At 37.4% G+C, this 17,469-nt stretch carries 17 protein-coding genes; 14 read left to right on the top strand and 3 right to left on the bottom strand.

From position 1 onward, the window contains the following. Positions 1-350 precede the first annotated feature (350 nt). From H6F45_RS17355 to H6F45_RS17345, 3 genes are all read left to right on the top strand, one after another. Entirely contained in the window at positions 351-1,049 is a 699-nt protein-coding gene (locus H6F45_RS17355; RefSeq protein ID WP_242052652.1) for a hypothetical protein, read from the top strand. Beyond that, on the top strand, positions 1,046-1,531 hold the full coding sequence (locus H6F45_RS17350; protein WP_190347925.1) for a PIN domain-containing protein: 486 nt from the start codon (positions 1,046-1,048) through the stop codon (positions 1,529-1,531). Before H6F45_RS17355 ends, H6F45_RS17350 begins: the two co-directional genes overlap by 4 nt. A 71-nt stretch (positions 1,532-1,602) precedes the next feature. Beyond that, entirely contained in the window at positions 1,603-2,064 is a 462-nt protein-coding gene (locus tag H6F45_RS17345; RefSeq protein ID WP_096572080.1) for a peroxiredoxin, read from the top strand. A 208-nt stretch (positions 2,065-2,272) separates the two neighbouring features. Here the strand turns inward: H6F45_RS17345 and raiA are convergent, their stop codons facing one another. Both raiA and H6F45_RS17335 read right to left on the bottom strand, forming a co-directional pair. After that, positions 2,273-2,920, bottom strand: coding sequence for a ribosome-associated translation inhibitor RaiA (gene raiA / locus H6F45_RS17340; RefSeq protein WP_096572081.1), 648 nt, complete (start codon positions 2,918-2,920; stop codon positions 2,273-2,275). 558 nt (positions 2,921-3,478) lie between these two features. After that, the gene (locus tag H6F45_RS17335; protein WP_190347934.1) at positions 3,479-3,769 is read right to left on the bottom strand and encodes a hypothetical protein; all 291 of its coding nucleotides are present in this window, start codon (positions 3,767-3,769) and stop codon (positions 3,479-3,481) included. Here H6F45_RS17335 and lipB point away from each other — a divergent pair. The 6 genes from lipB to H6F45_RS17305 all read left to right on the top strand — a co-directional run bounded on the left by lipB (position 3,768) and on the right by H6F45_RS17305 (position 11,127). Continuing rightward, positions 3,768-4,442 (top strand): lipoyl(octanoyl) transferase LipB, encoded by a 675-nt coding sequence (gene lipB, locus H6F45_RS17330; RefSeq protein WP_096572082.1) that lies wholly within the window; start codon positions 3,768-3,770, stop codon positions 4,440-4,442. The two genes, H6F45_RS17335 and lipB, sit on opposite strands and share 2 nt — an antisense overlap. 189 nt (positions 4,443-4,631) lie before the next feature. Further along, positions 4,632-6,134, top strand: a complete 1,503-nt coding sequence (locus tag H6F45_RS17325; RefSeq protein ID WP_137666919.1) for an ABC transporter permease subunit — start codon at positions 4,632-4,634, stop codon at positions 6,132-6,134. Positions 6,135-6,488: 354 nt separating this feature from the next. Then, positions 6,489-7,313, top strand: a complete 825-nt coding sequence (locus tag H6F45_RS17320) for an RnfABCDGE type electron transport complex subunit D (protein ID WP_137666918.1) — start codon at positions 6,489-6,491, stop codon at positions 7,311-7,313. Positions 7,314-7,473: 160 nt separating this feature from the next. After that, positions 7,474-8,850, top strand: coding sequence for a DUF2330 domain-containing protein (locus tag H6F45_RS17315; RefSeq protein ID WP_190347931.1), 1,377 nt, complete (start codon positions 7,474-7,476; stop codon positions 8,848-8,850). Positions 8,851-9,093: 243 nt separating this feature from the next. Further along, positions 9,094-9,765: a CAP domain-containing protein gene (locus H6F45_RS17310; RefSeq protein ID WP_190347924.1), complete on the top strand. Its 672-nt coding sequence runs from the start codon at positions 9,094-9,096 to the stop codon at positions 9,763-9,765. Between the two features lie 195 nt (positions 9,766-9,960). Continuing rightward, complete coding sequence (locus tag H6F45_RS17305) at positions 9,961-11,127, top strand: pyridoxal phosphate-dependent aminotransferase (RefSeq protein ID WP_190347923.1); 1,167 nt, start codon at positions 9,961-9,963, stop codon at positions 11,125-11,127. A gap of 290 nt (positions 11,128-11,417) precedes the next feature. Here H6F45_RS17305 and H6F45_RS17300 read toward each other — a convergent pair whose 3' ends face one another. Beyond that, complete coding sequence (locus tag H6F45_RS17300) at positions 11,418-12,269, bottom strand: WYL domain-containing protein (protein WP_190347922.1); 852 nt, start codon at positions 12,267-12,269, stop codon at positions 11,418-11,420. A 463-nt stretch (positions 12,270-12,732) separates the two neighbouring features. On the opposite strand from H6F45_RS17300, the gene H6F45_RS17295 reads away from it, so the two are divergent. From H6F45_RS17295 to cas7d, 5 genes are all read left to right on the top strand, one after another. Continuing rightward, the gene (locus tag H6F45_RS17295; RefSeq protein ID WP_236104022.1) at positions 12,733-12,936 is read left to right on the top strand and encodes a hypothetical protein; all 204 of its coding nucleotides are present in this window, start codon (positions 12,733-12,735) and stop codon (positions 12,934-12,936) included. A gap of 150 nt (positions 12,937-13,086) precedes the next feature. After that, entirely contained in the window at positions 13,087-13,338 is a 252-nt protein-coding gene (locus H6F45_RS17290; RefSeq protein ID WP_190347921.1) for a DUF433 domain-containing protein, read from the top strand. Next, complete coding sequence (locus H6F45_RS17285) at positions 13,335-13,694, top strand: DUF5615 family PIN-like protein (RefSeq protein ID WP_190347920.1); 360 nt, start codon at positions 13,335-13,337, stop codon at positions 13,692-13,694. The genes H6F45_RS17290 and H6F45_RS17285 overlap by 4 nt, the downstream gene beginning before the upstream one ends. A gap of 28 nt (positions 13,695-13,722) precedes the next feature. After that, entirely contained in the window at positions 13,723-16,419 is a 2,697-nt protein-coding gene (locus H6F45_RS17280) for a CRISPR-associated protein Csc3 (protein ID WP_190347919.1), read from the top strand. A 28-nt stretch (positions 16,420-16,447) separates the two neighbouring features. Next, the gene (cas7d, locus tag H6F45_RS17275) at positions 16,448-17,467 is read left to right on the top strand and encodes a type I-D CRISPR-associated protein Cas7/Csc2 (protein WP_190347918.1); all 1,020 of its coding nucleotides are present in this window, start codon (positions 16,448-16,450) and stop codon (positions 17,465-17,467) included. Positions 17,468-17,469: the final 2 nt, after the last annotated feature.

Below are 17,469 nucleotides of genomic sequence, written 5' to 3'. Positions count from 1 at the left end.
GTATAAACTTGGTTAGAAGGTAAAATTTTGTTAATAAATCACCATACAAGGCATTTGCTCAATACAAAAAACCTGAAATTACTTAATTTGCCTAGAAGACATATAGGAATCCTACTTGAATCTTGCTCAATATACTGAAAATCAATCGTTGATAATATAGGGTTTAGGGTTTACAGCTTGTTCAAAAATCAAATAGGAGTCCTATAGATTGTGTGCGTATATTAACGATTGTCAAGTACAAATTTAGTTTAAACTAGAAATTGAATCACTTTGCCTCAAAAATGAAACCACCGCAGCTAGTTCAATCTGGAAAACTCCATACGAGCCTAACAGTTGACATTGATGGCTCGTTGCTTCCGTTTGACAAATTCCGCAAAGCCCAAGAAGAATTAGCAAATATATTACATGAAGTGGATCAGAGTCTGAGTGAAAAAAAACGTCCATCTGTAAATTGGGTTGTTTCATCTGTCACCAGTGGTAGTGTTCACCTAACAATAGAGGGTATAACGACTGATCGTGTAGCGATGGCGGCAATAGCTGAAGTTGTTACTACAGTAGAAACAGGAATTGCTACTCTTGAGGAATATCCTAAACGGCCACCTTTCTTTTCAGATCGAGCATTAGAAAGTGCTAGGTGTTTAGCTGGTTTAATTGGCGAAGATATATTAACTATTCAGGTAGGAGCTAATTCAAAAAAAGTTAATCTTACACAACATTTAGTTGCCAATGTTGATGAACTTATAGGCGCTCATTATAAAAGTTTTGGTTCTGTAGAAGGTGTTCTTAAAGCTATAGATTTAAGCCGAAAGCCTTTATTCAGAATTTATGATCTACTTACTGGCAAAGGTGTAAAATGCCATTTCATGCCAGAAAATATTGACTCTGTAAAGGATGCTCTTGGCAAAAGAGTATCTGTGTATGGTCTGATCCGTTCTAGGGAAGATGGACAAAAAGTTAGTGTAGAAGTTGAAGAAATGGAAGTTTTTCCAAGTGAGATAGAGCTTCCCCGCATTAAAGATATTATTGGTATTTTAGGAGGCGAAGATTGAAAAAGTCATCCAAGCCTCGTCATTACTGGGATTCATGTACTTTTTTAGCTGTGCTTAAAAATGAAAGTGATAAAATCAATGAATGCCTTTCAGTCATCAAAGCTGCTGAAGCTGGCGAAATTATCATTGTTACCTCTGCATTAACATTTATAGAAGTTATTAGGTTGGAGAAAGGTAAACCTAAACTTTCTAAGGATGTTGAGGAAAAAATACGTTCTTTTTTCAGACATGAATGGATTTATGTGTATGATGTAGATAGAAAAATTGGAGAATTAGCCAGAGATTTAATGTGGCAATATGAAAGTTTAAAACCCAAAGATGCTACTCATGTAGCCACTACTATACAGGCTAAAGTGGATGTTTTAGACACTTTTGATGATGGATTGCTCAAACTTTCTGGCTTGATAGGCGATCCTCTTTTACCCATAAAAAGACCTTATTGGCCAAATCAACTAGAACTAGAACTTTTTGATGAAATATAACTAATGTTGAGAATACCAAATGACAAATAATTAGTTAATGTAGATTTGTTAAGCCATTATTAATAGCCACCATGTCTATCAACATTGGAGATACTGCACCTGATTTTAGTCTACCCTCTCAAGACGGTTCTACAGTCAGTTTAAAGGATTTTCGCGGCAAAAAGGCTGTCGTCCTTTACTTTTATCCTAAAGACGACACCCCTGGATGTACTGCGGAATCTTGCGCTTTCCGAGATCAATATGAAGTATTTAAAGCTGCTGGTGCTGAAGTCATCGGCGTAAGTGGTGACTCTAGCGAATCTCATCAGAAGTTTGCAGCTAAGTACAATTTACCTTTTACACTGTTGAGTGATAAAGGCGACAATGTTAGAAAACAATATGGTGCAACTACTGCTTTTGGTTTTATCCCCGGCCGGGTAACTTACGTAATAGACCAAAACGGCATTGTTAAATCTGTGTTTGATTCCATGTTTAACTTTAAAGGTCACGTTGAGGAAACCTTGAAAATGTTACAACAGTTGGCTGCAAGATGATTTGGTGATTGGTGATACAATTTTGGAGTTTGGATTTTGGAGTTTGGATTTTGGAGTTTGGATTTTGGATTTTGGATTGTATTTCATGTACTCCAATCTAAAATCTAAAATCTAAAATCTAAAATCTTGTCCCAGTCCCCAGTCCCCAGTCCCCAGTCCCCAGTCCCCAGTCCCCAGTCTCCAGTCTCCAGTCCCCAATCACCTGAAATCAGACTTTAGACTTTTCCGGCATGGGAATATTACCTTGGGCGGTTTTGCCGTTCTTGCCGTTAGTTTGTCCGTTAGTGTTAGGGTTGCGGGGTTGAATGACACCATAACCGCCGTGGTTACGTTCATAAATAACGTTGATTTCTCCTGTTTCGGCGTTACGGAACATATAAAAGTCATGTCCTACAAGTTGCAGTTGTTCTTGCGCTTCTACAACTGTCATCGGAGGCATGGAAAAATACTTAGTCCTGACTACTTCTCCTGGTAGTTCAGGAGTGCGATCGCCGATTAAATCTGCTACTGGTTCGGCAACTACGGCTTCATTAGTTGGTATAGGCTGGGTTTTGTGTTCTTGTCTTCTTTCTTTGTATTTTCGCAGTTGACGGGATATTTTATCTGCCACCAAGTCAATACTTGCATATAAGTTCTCGCTGCTTTCCTCTGCACGGATGACGTTACCATTAGCATAAATAGTGACTTCAGCCGCTTGTCTAGTATTAATTCGCGGATTGCGAGCTACACTTAAATGGACATCTACTTCATTCGTGATGTTTTGAAAGTGACTAACTGCTTTTTCAATTTTTTGATGCACATATTCTCGAATTGCATCGGTAATTTCAATATTTTTGCCGTGGATGACAAGCTTCATGTAAACTCTCCCGCTAAATATTTAGCTAAATATTTATTTGATGTGAATGGGTTTTGTATGCACAGAGATTGCGGTAAGGTCTATCACTGCCGCCAATACAAATTGTGAACTGCTTTTAATGTAAGGCTTTTGTATTTGTTTCTCAAGTTGTTGCATCTTAACTATAAGTACCTCTAGCTTTGATTTAGTTTGTGAAACTCTGTGTTAGTATCCAACTGCTTGCCAGACAACTGGATCTGCAAAGAAAAACTTTCAATCAATCATTATTAGCTGTTCTGTACCTGCTTTTTCAGTTTGAGCAACTTTTATTTACAATTCTAGAAGTAGCTCCTCTTGTGATTCTTCTGTTGGCTTGCTCTTTCTATATATTAATTATGCCAGCCAGAATAGAAGTTTTGATTCTGATCGATGTCAACAACTTCTGAAGATACCATCAGCCATTCTATTTCTCTTGTTTTGGCGTGATGCTTATTGCAGGTAATTCCTCCCATCACCATTGAGGTTATATATTTAAACTAACACTTTCTTGTGGATAAAGTTTATTTCGTTGACTTTCCTTTAAGATCCTTTGCATTGCTTGACATTTGTTGACCCAATTCTTACTTTTTTGCAACATATATTCAGAGAATAGGTGACTGGGGACTGGTGATTGGTGATTGGTGATCTGTGATTGGGGACTGGTGACTGGTGACTGGTGACTGGGGACTGGTGACTGGGCATTGGGTTATTAACTTCCCCCTGCACCCTGCACCCTGCACCCTGCTCCCTTCCCCCTGCTCCCTGCTCCCTGCTTCCTGCTCCCTGCTCCCTGCTCCCTGCTCCCTGCTTCCCCTCATTGATTTTTTCCATGATCCATACTCAGACACCTCACAAGCACCGCTGTTTTTTGTATAACAAAGAATTAATGCCTTATGTAGATGCTCTTCAATGGCAGCGATCGCTACTCAAAGAACGCATCAATAACCCCGATCTCGAAGATGTACTCATCTTGCTGGAACATCCGCCAGTTTACACTTTAGGACAAGGTGCAAACCCGGAATTTCTTAAATTTGACCTTGACAAAAGTGAATATAATGTGCATCGAGTTGAAAGAGGTGGCGAAGTTACTTATCATTGTCCTGGACAACTGGTAGGGTATCCAATCTTAAATCTGCAACGTTATCGTCAAGATTTGCATTGGTATTTGCGTCAACTTGAGGAAGTATTAATTCGTGTTTTAGCAAATTATGGTTTGCAGGGAGAACGCATTCCCGGTTTTACAGGTGTGTGGTTAGAAGGAAGAAAAGTTGCAGCTATCGGCATTAAAGTGAGTCGTTGGGTGACAATGCATGGTTTTGCTTTAAATGTTTGTCCTGATATGACAGGATTTAATCGCATTGTACCCTGTGGTATTACTGATAAGCCTGTGGGCAGTCTAGCAGAATGGATTCCCGGTATCATAAGTTTAGAAGTGCGTTCTTGTATAGCTCAGTCATTTTCTGAGGTTTTTGGTGTGGAATTAATAGATTTACGTTATGAATAATACACCAGAAGTCAGTATTAATGCTATACCAATAGCTAGATAAATAACATTATAACCATACATGGATTAATTATTGTATAATAAAATACTGGTTATGTAGAGTATATGTGATCTCAGTAAAGCGATGGGGAAATTCCATAAATTTTCTGAGAAGATTATGATCTAAGTTACTTTTAAATCAAGGGATAAATGGTAAAATTTTTATTTGGGTGTTGGTTGCGTTGGTGTTTAGTGATAGGTTTAAGTTGCTGGCTATTAGCTAGTTGTAGTGTGAATCCTAGTGTGGCAAAAACTCTGCGAGTAGCGACTGAACCAGCATTTCCACCGTTTGAGTTTCAACAGAATGGGGGAGAGTTACAGGGTTTTTCTATTGATTTAATGAAAGCGATCGCAACTGCGGCTAATTTCCAGGTAGATTTTCAAAGTTTACCTTTTGATGGCATCATTCCCGCATTGCAAGCTAAAACCGTAGATGTGGCAATTAGTTCAATTACCATCACTCAAGAAAGGTCAAAAACTGTAGATTTTTCTCGTCCTTATTTTAAAGCTGGGTTAGCGATAGCTATTCGCACAGATAACCAAGAAATTAATAGTTTTGAAAGTCTACAAAATAAAAAAATCGCCGTTCAAATTGGGACAACAGGAGCAGAAACAGCTAAAACTGTACCTGGGGCGCAGGTGAGCAGTTTTGATTCTGCACCATTAGCATTACAAGAATTACTAAATGGAAATGTAGACGCAGTTATTAACGATGCACCTGTTACATTATACGCCATTAATACAGGTAATCTCCAAGGAATCAAAGTTATACAACAATTACTCACAGAGGAATTTTACGGAATTGCTACTGCTAAAAAATCACCTTATTTATCTTTAATCAATCAAGGTTTGACAAAAGTATTAGAAAACGGGACTTATCCAAAAATTTATCAAAAATGGTTTAAGTCAACACCGCCAGTATTACCAGAAAAAACACTATTTGCAAATCAAAACGCCCCTACTGTAAATTCTTTAGGCTTAATATTGCAATCATTACCGAATTTATTAACTGGTGTTTTGGTGACATTGCAACTAGCAATTATATCAGTTTTCTTTGGTTTAATTGGTGGTTCATTCATAGGAATTATTCGCCTTTCGGCAATTAAACCTGTGCAGTGGTTAGCCAGAACTTATATAGATTTTTTCCGAGGTACACCTTTATTAGTGCAGATATTTATGATTTACTTTGGTATACCTGCACTTTGGCAAGAATTGGGTTTTACCTTATCATTAAATCGCCTCGTTGCGGGAGTCATGGCTTTAAGTTTAAATAGTGCTGCTTACATTGCAGAAATAGTTAGGGCTGGGATTCAATCAATAGAAATTGGACAAATAGAAGCAGCCAAATCATTGGGGTTAAATTCTGTACAAACTATGCGTCATGTAATTTTTCCCCAAGCCTTCCGGCGCATGATTCCCCCTTTGGGTAATGAATTTATTAGCTTATTAAAAGATACCAGTTTAGTTGCGGTAATTGGTTTTGAGGAATTGTTTAGAAAAGGACAGTTAATAGTTGCAGAAAATTATCGCGCCTTTGAAATTTACGCAGCGGTAGCTGTGATTTATTTATGTTTAACCTTGGTTTCTTCTCAAGCTTTTAGTCGGTTAGAAGCGTGGATGAATCCAGGAAAAAAGCCAAATGCAAAGATTTAATAATTTATGAATTATTCAGGAGTCAGGGTAATACAGCCGTTTCCTAAGTTATGAGGTACAAGGCTAACAGGCAGGATGCCTGTTCCACAAGGGTTTTATGATTTCCGTTTGTACCTCACTAAAATGAAATATGCTGTAAGTAGAACGACGGGAAAAAACCAAAGTATCTAAAGAAAAGTAAATTAATCTAAAAACCTCTTCTCTCTTGCCTCTTGCCTCTTGCCTTGTCATAACGACAATTTTTAACGCCTACCTACTTAGTTGTCAGTTGTTACGATTTTTGAAACAAGAAGATGATTTTCTCTAACTCTAGTCTAAATTAATGAAAAGTTAGGGGTAAACCCGTACACAGGGATAATGTTCACAGATATTCGAGACTATCAAATTCTCTTTCTCAGTGTATTCCTGATTTTAGGAATTGCTGCTAGGGACTGGACATTGCGGCCTGAGTTGATTTTAATTGCGATCGCCACTTGTCTAGTCACACAATGGATATTGTCATTATTCATTAGTCATTGGTCATTATTAACTACCACAGCAAATGACAATAAGTTAACATTTAATTTCCGTAGTTCTTTAATTACTGCTTTAGGACTTAGTTTACTACTACGGGCTGACCATTGGACAACTATGGTTTTAGCCGCAGCAACGGCAATAAGTAGCAAATTTATCTTGAAAACAGGTGATAAGCATTTTTTCAACCCTGCCAACTTTGGCATTATTTCCGCCTTATCCCTTACCTCTGATGCTTGGGTTTCCCCTGGACAATGGGGGGACGAATGGTGGTATGGACTGTTATTTTTTGGTACAGGAGGAATGATTTTACAAAAAGTTGGTCGTTGGGACACTACCGCAGCTTTTTTAAGTGCATATTCCCTACTAGAAGCAGTGCGTAATATTTGGCTAGGTTGGACTTGGGATGTTTACTTACATCGGTTGATGAGTGGTTCGTTAATACTGTTTGCATTATTTATGGTGACAGATCCCCGATCTATTCCTAACGCTCCCATCGGTCGTATAATTTGGGCAGTTTGTATTGCCATTTTTACCTTTATTTTGCGAAATTATTTCTTTCTTTCTACCGCAGTTTTTTGGGCTTTATTTGTCCTTGCGCCGTTAACTGTTCTCTTTGATAATCTTTGGTTTTCTCCTAGATTTTCTTGGTTGCAAGAAGATTAGCAGTTTAATAAGATTGGCAGGAAAATATTTTTACCAATTCCCAATACCCAATCACCAATCACCAGTCACCAATCACCAGTCACCAATCACCAATTATCAATCACCAGTCACCAATCACCAATCACCAATTACCAATTACCAATTACCAATTACCAAAAAAATGAAAAAATTTCGTTTATTCATTCCCTTAATCATAGCACTTTTAGCTGTTTTATCTTTTGCCCCTACAGCTTTAGCTTTTTGTGGTTTTTATGTTGCTAAGGCTGATACTAAATTATATAACCAAGCTTCTCAAGTAGTCATTGCGCGAGATGGTAATAAAACAGTATTAACAATGGCTAATGATTTTCAAGGAGATGTGAAAGATTTTGCAGTTGTCGTACCTGTACCCACAGTCATCAAAGAGGAACAAGTGCGGGTTGCTCAACCTAATATTATTGAAAGATTAGATGCTTTTAGCGCCCCTAGATTGGTAGAATATTTTGATGAAGATCCTTGTTCTCCACAAATAAGACCACGGTCAATGTTAGCACCAACTGCCGCTGCAAGAGGTGGAAGTTCTGAAGAAAAAACAATGGCAGATAACAGTTTGGGTGTGACGGTTGAGGCACGGTTTAATGTGGGTGAATATGATATTTTGATCCTCAGTGCTAAAGAGTCTAATGGTTTGGAAACTTGGTTAAATCGCAATGGTTATAAAATTCCCAGAGGTGCAAATCAATTATTAAAACCTTACATTCGTTCCTCTATGAAGTTCTTTGTTGCTAAAGTTAACTTAGATAAATTTGAGGAATCTGGTTATCAATTTCTCAGACCTTTACAAATTGCTTATGAATCACCCAAGTTTATGTTACCCATTCGTTTGGGTATGATTAATGCTAATACTGAACAAGATTTGATTGTTTATATTCTCTCACCTCAAGGACAAGCAGAAGTTACTAACTACCGCACAGTAAAAATTCCTTCTAATATGAATATTCCTGTGTTTGTGAAAAACGAATTTGGGGACTTTTATAAATCTATGTTCCAAACTTCTTATACCAAAGAAGATAAAAAAGTAGCATTTTTAGAATATGCTTGGGATATGGGTAATTGTGATCCTTGTTCTGCTCAACCTCTCAATACTGAAGAACTCAAACAAGCTGGTGTATTTTGGTTAGATAATAATGGTAATAACAATAATAGAATCGCACCAGGTTTTGGTTTTCCGTTTTCTAATAATAATGTTTACATCACTCGTTTGCACGTTCGCTATACTCGCAATAAGTTTCCTGAAGATTTGATGTTTCAAACAACTTCTAACCGGGAATCTTTTCAAGGACGTTATGTTTTACAACATCCGTTTACAGGTAATTTACAATGTTCTGCGGGGAGAGAATATAAAAGATCATTACCCCGACGTTTTGAAAAAGAAGCACAAACTTTAGCCCAGTTGACAAATTGGAAAATTCAAGACATTCGCCAAAAAATGAGAATCTCTGTGGGAAATATCACAAATTCTTGGTGGGAAAGTTTCTTAATGTTTCTAGGATTATAAACTATTCTCTCAGACTTTTTTCAAAGTTTTAGTTTGTGAGTTGAAGAACTGGGGTATCCCCCTAACCTTTATCTAAAAAAGGGGGATAAATTCTTTATTAGTCAGGACTTACGCAAAAGATCACGAAAGTACAGGTAATTCATGAGTACGGGTAATTCATGAATTACCCCTACGCAATAATCAGCTTTTTAGTCCTATTTTGCGTAAGTCTTCTTAGTGCATTACCAACATATATTTTGAACTATGAATAGTAAGAAAAAAATCAAGAAATTTAATCTTTGGTGGCGATATTCACTTTTATTTATGGTGCTGTGGGTTACTCCTCCTACTATGCACTTTATTAGCCAAGCTTTGCGTGGGTATCCTTTGGATATTAACTATTTCTGGAGTGAACTTTCTTTGTTTCAAATTTCTAATCTTGGTTTTTATAATGGTTCTGGTGGTAGTGATGGGAAAATTGGACAAGCACAGGTTAATATTTGGAATGCAGAACAGTTGCGAACCGTAACAGAGTTAAGAAATTTTGCTTTAAATTTAGTTAATAGAGATAGAAAACTTAATAATTTACCGCCTTTAGTAGTAGATAATGTACTATCACAAGCTGCTCAAATTCATGCAGAAGATATGGGAGAAAAGAGATATTTTGATCATATTTCTCTGGATGGGAAAAGTCCTTATGATCGTTATGTTGCAGTGGGTGGTAATAGTAATTTAGGCCTAGGTGAAAATATATATCAAAGTTCAGGAACAGGTTTAGGGTTAACTTATGGAGAGGTGGAAAAATTCCAACGTGGTTGGATGTATAGTAATGGACATAGAAAGAATATTCTTTTACCAGAATATAAAAAGTTTGGTTATGGCATAGCTATGGGGAAAGATGGTAGTATTTATGCAGTGCAAATGTTTAGTAATTAATTTTTAGGAGTCAGTAGGGGCGAAGCATTCGGAAAATAGCCTTTTCATAAAATTGATAATTGATTGCCCGAATGCTTCGCCCGTACAGTAAGAATAAATACTAATGACTAATGACTAATGACTAATGACTAATGACTAATAACCAATAATCTGAGATATCCTGATAAATGATAGAGATTGGCTTAAAGAAGTAGAATGAAACTGGCAGCAAGAGTAAGTCAGGTGACACCCTCGATCACCTTAGCGATCGCAGCTAAAGCTAAGGCCATGAAAGCTGAGGGTATTGATGTTTGTAGTTTTAGCGCGGGAGAACCAGATTTTGACACTCCAGCCCATATCAAAGCAGCCGCAGCTAAAGCTTTGGAGGAAGGAAAAACTAAGTATGGTCCTGCTGCTGGTGAACCCAAGTTAAGGGAAGCGATCGCCAACAAGCTAAAAAGCGATAATGGTCTTGATTATAAATCAGAGAATGTGTTAGTTACCAATGGCGGTAAGCATTCTCTCTACAATTTGATTGTGGCATTAATTGATCCGGGTGATGAGGTGATTATCCCTGCACCCTATTGGTTAAGTTATCCCGAAATGGTAACGTTAGCTGGTGGGAAGTCGGTAATTGTCAATACAGATGCTTCCAATGGCTACAAAATCACCCCAGAACAGCTAAAAAAAGCGATTACCCCAAAAACTAAGTTATTTGTCCTTAACTCCCCTTCTAACCCCACAGGGATGGTGTACACACCAGAGGAAATTAAGGCTTTAGCTAAGGTAATTGTTGATGCTGATATTTTAGTTGTTTCTGACGAGATATACGAAAAGATCCTCTATGATGGTACAGAGCATATCAGTATTGGTTCTTTAGGTGCGGATATTTTTGCCCGGACTTTGATCAGTAATGGTTTTGCTAAGGGTTATTCTATGACAGGATGGCGTCTAGGTTATTTAGCCGGACCATTGGAAATTATTAAAGCAGCGAGTACCATTCAAGGACATAGTACATCTAATGTGTGTACCTTTGCTCAATATGGGGCGATCGCTGCTTTGGAAAGTTCCCAAGAATGTGTAGAGGAAATGCGTCAAGCGTTTGCTAAACGTCGTCAGGTGATGTATGACAGACTTAACGCTATTCCTGGGTTAAGTTGTCCTAAACCCGATGGTGCTTTTTACCTATTCCCAGATATCAGCAAAACCGGTTTGAAGTCTTTGGATTTTTGCAACGCTTTGTTAGAAGAATTGCAAGTTGCTGTTATTCCCGGTGTGGCTTTTGGTGCTGATGATAACATCCGCCTTTCCTACGCTACGGATATGGCAACTATAGAAAAGGGGATGGATAGGTTAGAGAAGTTTGTGCGTTCTCGGATCTAATAGGTGACGGTGAATAGGTGACAGGTGACAGAAAGTAGTTTTTTAGTAGGGGTTTATCTGTTAGCTTCCACACCCGCCAGAGAATAAATTCTCTGTCTCATAGCTCAAGTCCGTTAAAACGGACTAATCAATTTTCCTAGTGTTTAGTCATCTTTAGATGACTTTCTCTATTAGCAAGGAACTTGAGTTCCTTGCGCGATAGAGGTTTTATGTTAAGTTGATACCAATGTCCCCACCTCTTTTCTTAACTGTCACCTGTCACCTGTTCCCTGTCACCTGTTCCCTGTCACCTATAAAATGTCATATTTTTGACATTGTTCTATCAGTTTTTTCTTGATGAGCGATCGCACGTTTTCCGGTGAGACTATTTCGCAATTTTCCCCATAACGCAACACTTCCCGCACCAACCAAAAAGGGTTTGACACTTTTCTTACCACTTGACGCACTTCTCCTACAACTTCGTTACTGATGTCATTGGGTTTTGCTTCATAAGCTTTCACCATTCCCCCATAAAAGTGTAAGTGTATTTTTAGGGTATCTAGCCCTTCATGCCGCCATTGTCCGTTCACTGGGACAACACCTTTGATTCTATCCAGACGTAAACAACGGTTGTGTATAAGTTCTGGAAAGTCAGGTTTGACAATATCTTCAGTTTCATCACACCAAATATTTAAGAAAAAACGCTTTTCCTCAAAAGCAATTTCCGCATAACGCACTGTAAATGATACATCCTGTCCTTGAGAATTGGTATAGAGTAAGTGAAATGGTTGTTGACTTTGGCGAAATTGATCTGCAAGTATGCGCCATGCTTCCGTCGGTTGGCTAACTTGCTGAAGTAATAATTGACGCATCGGTTGTTCAAGTTGTCCGCGTTCAAGTAACAAACTAGAGACAGTTTGCGCTTGTTCAATAAAACCGGAATCCTTGAGTATTCCTATAGCTTGCTGGAGTGCGGTTACTTGTGTGGAGTTGAGGGTGAAAGGTTCACCGACCTCAAACTCTTTTTGGGCGATCGCTACAAGTAAACCAGAGATACTAGGAGATTTTCCCCAGAAGATCCGCAATTTGCGGGCGATTTCTTCTAGTTGTTCCTTTGTTCCAGCCGGAATTGACAGTGTAATTGTTTCTTTTTTCCTATTCATCTAAAAAGTGTAACTACATTATTGACATATTGCTGATTTACAGTTATTGTATCTGTATACAAGGGGGATAGATAAATGAAATGAGGAAAAATACAAGGTTACTATCTATGCAGATACAAAAAAAGCCAGAGTCTAGCTCTGGCATACAAGCCCTCATAGGGATTAATGAGTGTATTAAAGCCTTGATCACATCTCTTCTATAATTTCAATCCCTGATAGGGATTAGGTTTTAGTTTCAAGGCTTCTCTAGTATACATCTTGGGCAAAGCTAATGGAAAATTTTTTATTTTGCCTTCACATCTCTCCTATAGACCTAAAAATAAATGCTATGATTAGGAGAACTGAAAGAAAGTCATTCCAGTTCACCTGTGTTGAGTGGTATCTCATAGGTTAACACTGATATGGCTTCTTCGGCGCAAACCTATTGACATGATTTCTTATGAAAGAAAATCTGCCTGATCGTATGCTTCAGCTTATGTCAGATGCTTCTTGGTATTCTACAGAGGAGCTAGTCGAAAAAATTAGCCACCGGTTTTCTGCAACTATGCACGTTCTCAAGAAACAAGGTTATCAATTTGAAAAAAGACGTACTCACGGTCAAAAGTATGAGTATAGATTAGTAAAAGAGTCAAAAGCGATCGCTTCGCTCGCCATAGGCAACACTTAAAAAGAATTTCTGACATACTGGGGGTAGTTTCTCCTACTCCCATTTTCTAAAAATAGTAGCTAGTGAGGTCAAAAACTATGACCGATGATAATTTGCTGTCCAGAATTTCCATTGATCCAAATAAAGCATTTTTCGCTAAATAGGTAAACAATGAACGAACAAACATTACTAGAAAGAATCACATTTAACCCCCAAATCTTTGGCGGTAAACCCATAATTCGTGGTCGTCGTCTAGCTGTTGAACATATTTTAGGAATGTTAGCAGCAGGAGATACCATTGAAACTTTGCTAGAAGCATATCCCTGGTTAGAACGGGAAGATGTGCAAGCCTGTTTAGTTTATGCACGGAGATTAGTTGGACATGAAAGAGTTGAACCTTTATTGATAGAAACCCCAAGATGAAAATATTACTAGATACTTGTATTAATGCTAGGGTGCTTACCAACTTACAAACAGAAGGATATGATGTGATTTGGTCTGGAGACTGGCCAAAAGATCCAGGTGATGAGGAAATTTTAGCAACTGCTTATCGTGAAGGTAGGATTTTAGTTACACTGGATAAAGATTTTGGAGAGTTAGCAATTTTGCGGGGAAATCCTCACTGTGGTATTTTGCGTTTAGTTAATCTCTCAACTAAAGAACAATCAATAGTTTGTTTACGAGTTATCCAGCTTTACGGAAATGAATTATTGTCTGGTGCAATTGTCACTGCTGAATTAGATAGGGTCAGAATTAGACCTCCTGAAAATAGATTTTGAAATTATATTACAATTTCCATCTTTTAATATGATTAAACGTGGTCGGCTTTTAAATCGTCCTCCCATATCCTTGGAGGAACGTTACTTTAGTGAAATTCGCCCCCAGCTTTATGAAAATCATGCACATCATGATCAAACTGGTGTGAGAAAGGGTACAACTCTTGCAGAACATTTAGACTCTGCTTGTCAGTTTATTTTGACAGTTAGCCGCATAGCAGAAGTAGCAGAAGATAAACGACCTTTATTATTAGCTGCAACTGCTGTTCATGACCTCAATAAATTAGAAGGTTCTAAAGGACGAAATGTTAAAACTTTAGCTAGGGATCAAGACTTTCTAAAAGAACAGCTTGAAAAGGCTTGTGTTCTTAGCTTTGTAAACACAGAAGATGATTTAGAATTAGTCAGAAAACTGATTGAACGCCATTCAGGTCACAGTGCCAGTGATGGTGCTAGATTTTTACCAGAAGACCCAAATATTGAACGTTGGGCGGCAATGTTAGTTGCGGCTGATTTGTTTGATTTAGGTATTCCAGATGCGCTAAGATTTCGCAAAATAGAAACAGAATTAACCGTTGCTTTCGGCAGAAAATGTAATTTTTTCAGAGTGCGTTTATCAGAAGATAAAGGTTATATTACATCTCTGTTACTGGGTGCTTGTGAAGAAGTTTTACAAAAGTATGGCTTTCATCCCATCGCAATTTTTCCAGATAGCGAACTGTTTGAAGGGGCAAATTTACCAAATGTAGATTTAACAAACGAAATCGCTGCTGTTTGGCAAAATAAAATTGATCAAGTTTTTGGTAATAATATTGAGAAACTTGTCAGACCTACTAAAGATGGTATCAAAGTTACTCATCAGGCTATTCAACAAAATGTTGATGAAGTTTTGGTTAATATTCAGGCTCTTTTAGAAAAGAAAAAAGCTGGTTATAAATCAGATAAGATTGCTAAAGATGTAAGTAAATGGGGTGATAATGCTGGTGAGAAAGCACTAAAAAAAGCGGCTGAACTGGGATTATTACCTGTAAGTAGTGCAGAAGAATTTGCTATATCTGAAGGTTTAAAAGCAGCTTATTTGAGTTATAGAGAAGCTGGTTTAAATCCTAAAGAAGTTTGGGATAAAATCGCTCATCATACTGGAATTTCTGAACATCAACGTCTTGCGCTTGAACCATTTAATGGTCAGTATGGACGACCTTTATTTGCAGCAAAAGCCGCTATTAATGGCATTGAAGGTATTAACGAAGCTCTCAAAGAGTCTTTTAAATTAAGAAATAACAGTACAGAAACTTCTGAAGAAATACAAGTATCTGAAGAAATGATTTTAGCAGTTAACAGAATGGTAAATTTACCTTTTGCTAATCAGCTAATGGGAATTAATGAATTAGATGCTTATGTAGAAGCTAATCCTAGACAAAGATGTTCTTTAGGTGCTACATCCAGTGAAATAGATGAATTAATTTCCGCAAATATGCCTCCTGGAACAAAAGTACAGGCTTTTTCTAATCGTTTACCAGGTGGTATTAGTGCTGAACCAAAAAGACAAGCAGATTCTATTGCTGCTTTAGCTTATCAACTAATGACAGTGGGTGCTAATTTTCCTAAAGTTAGCAAACAAGAACCTCTTTATTTACATTTAGCATTACCTAAAGGTTCTGCTCCTGAACTTTTGAGAATTTGGCGTGAACTGTTAAAACAACTGGCAGCAACAAATACTGAAGGTGGTACTATTACTGTTGATCAATTACAACTTTATCGAGATAACAAACTTGAATTTAAAGCTAATAAGGTAGTTGGTGCAGCATTACCTAAACGACCAGATTTTGTTCATACATCTGTGATTATTCCTCTAGTTTGGGGAGATGTTAATGTTTCTTTAGCTTTGCTAAAATCACTGAGATTAGGATTAGAAATATCTTTATCTTTAGATATTGGTTTTTCTTTTACTTTAAGCAGCAATATGGAGGTAGATTTATTTGATGATGTATATGGCAGAGTTGAAGGTATTCCCTCTGCACTGCAACCATTACTAGGAAATGGGCAATATGATCAAAGTCAGGATGCAGAAAAAATTCTTGAAAGATTACGTTGTCTTGGAGAATTAGCAATATCTGTTGCTAGTATTCAAAAATCTGATGATTGTTTGTATGATTTGGCTCGTACTTGTGATAGACCAATTGAACTTTACTTTGTTTTATTACGTCGGATTTTACGAGAACAAGATGAACCAAATTTGAGTGTTATTTGGAGTCGAATTTGTCAGCCTTTAAATACATTACTGGAGAGCCTTATGCCTAATGATAATTCACTTTTGACTAAGTATTTGAAAGAAGCTGCTCAAATTGCAGCAGAAGGCAGAATTTGGGGAAGTTCATTTAAAAGAACTGCTCAATCAGAACCTTTCACAGCTTTTATTACTGCTGTAAAAAATCAAAAACCTTATTTGGATTTGGAGGTAATGTTTGCAGCTTTAGTTCAGCAATATCATACTCGTTTAGATAGGATTAGTGAATATAATGTAGGATTGAAAAAACTTGAACAAGTTAAGCAATATTATGAGATATTACGCAAGCTATATGAGGAGGTTTACTCTGCACGTCCAGAAAAGTTGTTATCTGATCAAAAGACTTTAGAAGCTGCTTATTTATTTTTCTTAGAAGAAGCACGTACAAAGCTAAAAAGTAAATCAGAAAATGATTCTGATGACACAAATACAAATGTTTAATGAACCATTAACTAACTAGGAGTTTATCATGTCAATTCAAAAACTTTCCCCTGTTCTTGCAACCACCTATGAAAATTTCCCCAAAGGTCGGTTTATTACTTTAATTGTTCTCAGAACTACTCACTCAGAAACCATTTTTCGCACAGAAGGTTCTGGTGAATCAATGTGTAATGAGTTTGTTCAAGCTGGTGTGAATAATGATAATATTATTCAACGGTTGGTGATGACTAAACGTAAACAAGTAGCACCAGAAAGACGTTATGGAAGAGAACATTTAAGGGCGCATGAACTTTTATACAGCAAAGATGGTTCTCTTTGTTCTTTAAATACTAATGCACCTTGTGAAATGTGTGTAGATTGTTTCCTTTATGGTTTTGCTGCTGGTGGAGGTGGCGCACAAAAAAGCCGTATTTGGACTGAAGATGCTTTTAGTATATTATCTGCTACTGATGTGGTAGGCGATCGCACTATTAACGCCATCTATGAAAACGGCACAATGCGAGATGAAAAAGGCAATCCTTCCACCGCTTTAAATACCAGCGAATACATCAAACCAGGAGTTCATTTTTTAGATGTTGTCACCCTCAAAGATGTAACTGCTGATGAACTGCGGTACATTGTTGGAAATATTCTTTTTACCAGTCGTTATGGTGCTGTTTCTAGTCGTGTAGGAAGGATGGAAAATCAAATATTAGGTGTTTTTGGCAGTATTACAGAATTGCCTAGTTCTTTGGAACTTGTACAAGCTACCTATGATACGTTAGGTGAACCTTTAGAACATCCTTTAAATATTCATCGAGTCATTGCAGCAACGAAACAAGTAATTACCAACTGGCAAAATAGAAGAGGGGTTTCTGTGCAACTATCAGATGAAGAATTAACAAATTTAATTACTGATGTAGAAACCCATTGGTCAGAAGCAGAACGTGATACTTTTCTCAAACGTTTAAGTCAATCCTATGAACCTTTCCGTCAAGTTGCACCTGAAAAAAACAAAGGCAAAGGTAAAGCTAAAAACAAAAATACTCCAGTTGAAGTAGAGGGTTAAAT

Source organism: Sphaerospermopsis sp. FACHB-1194 (genome assembly GCF_014696235.1).
Taxonomy (GTDB): domain Bacteria; phylum Cyanobacteriota; class Cyanobacteriia; order Cyanobacteriales; family Nostocaceae; genus Sphaerospermopsis; species Sphaerospermopsis kisseleviana.
This window is presented reverse-complemented; position numbering and strand designations above follow the sequence as displayed.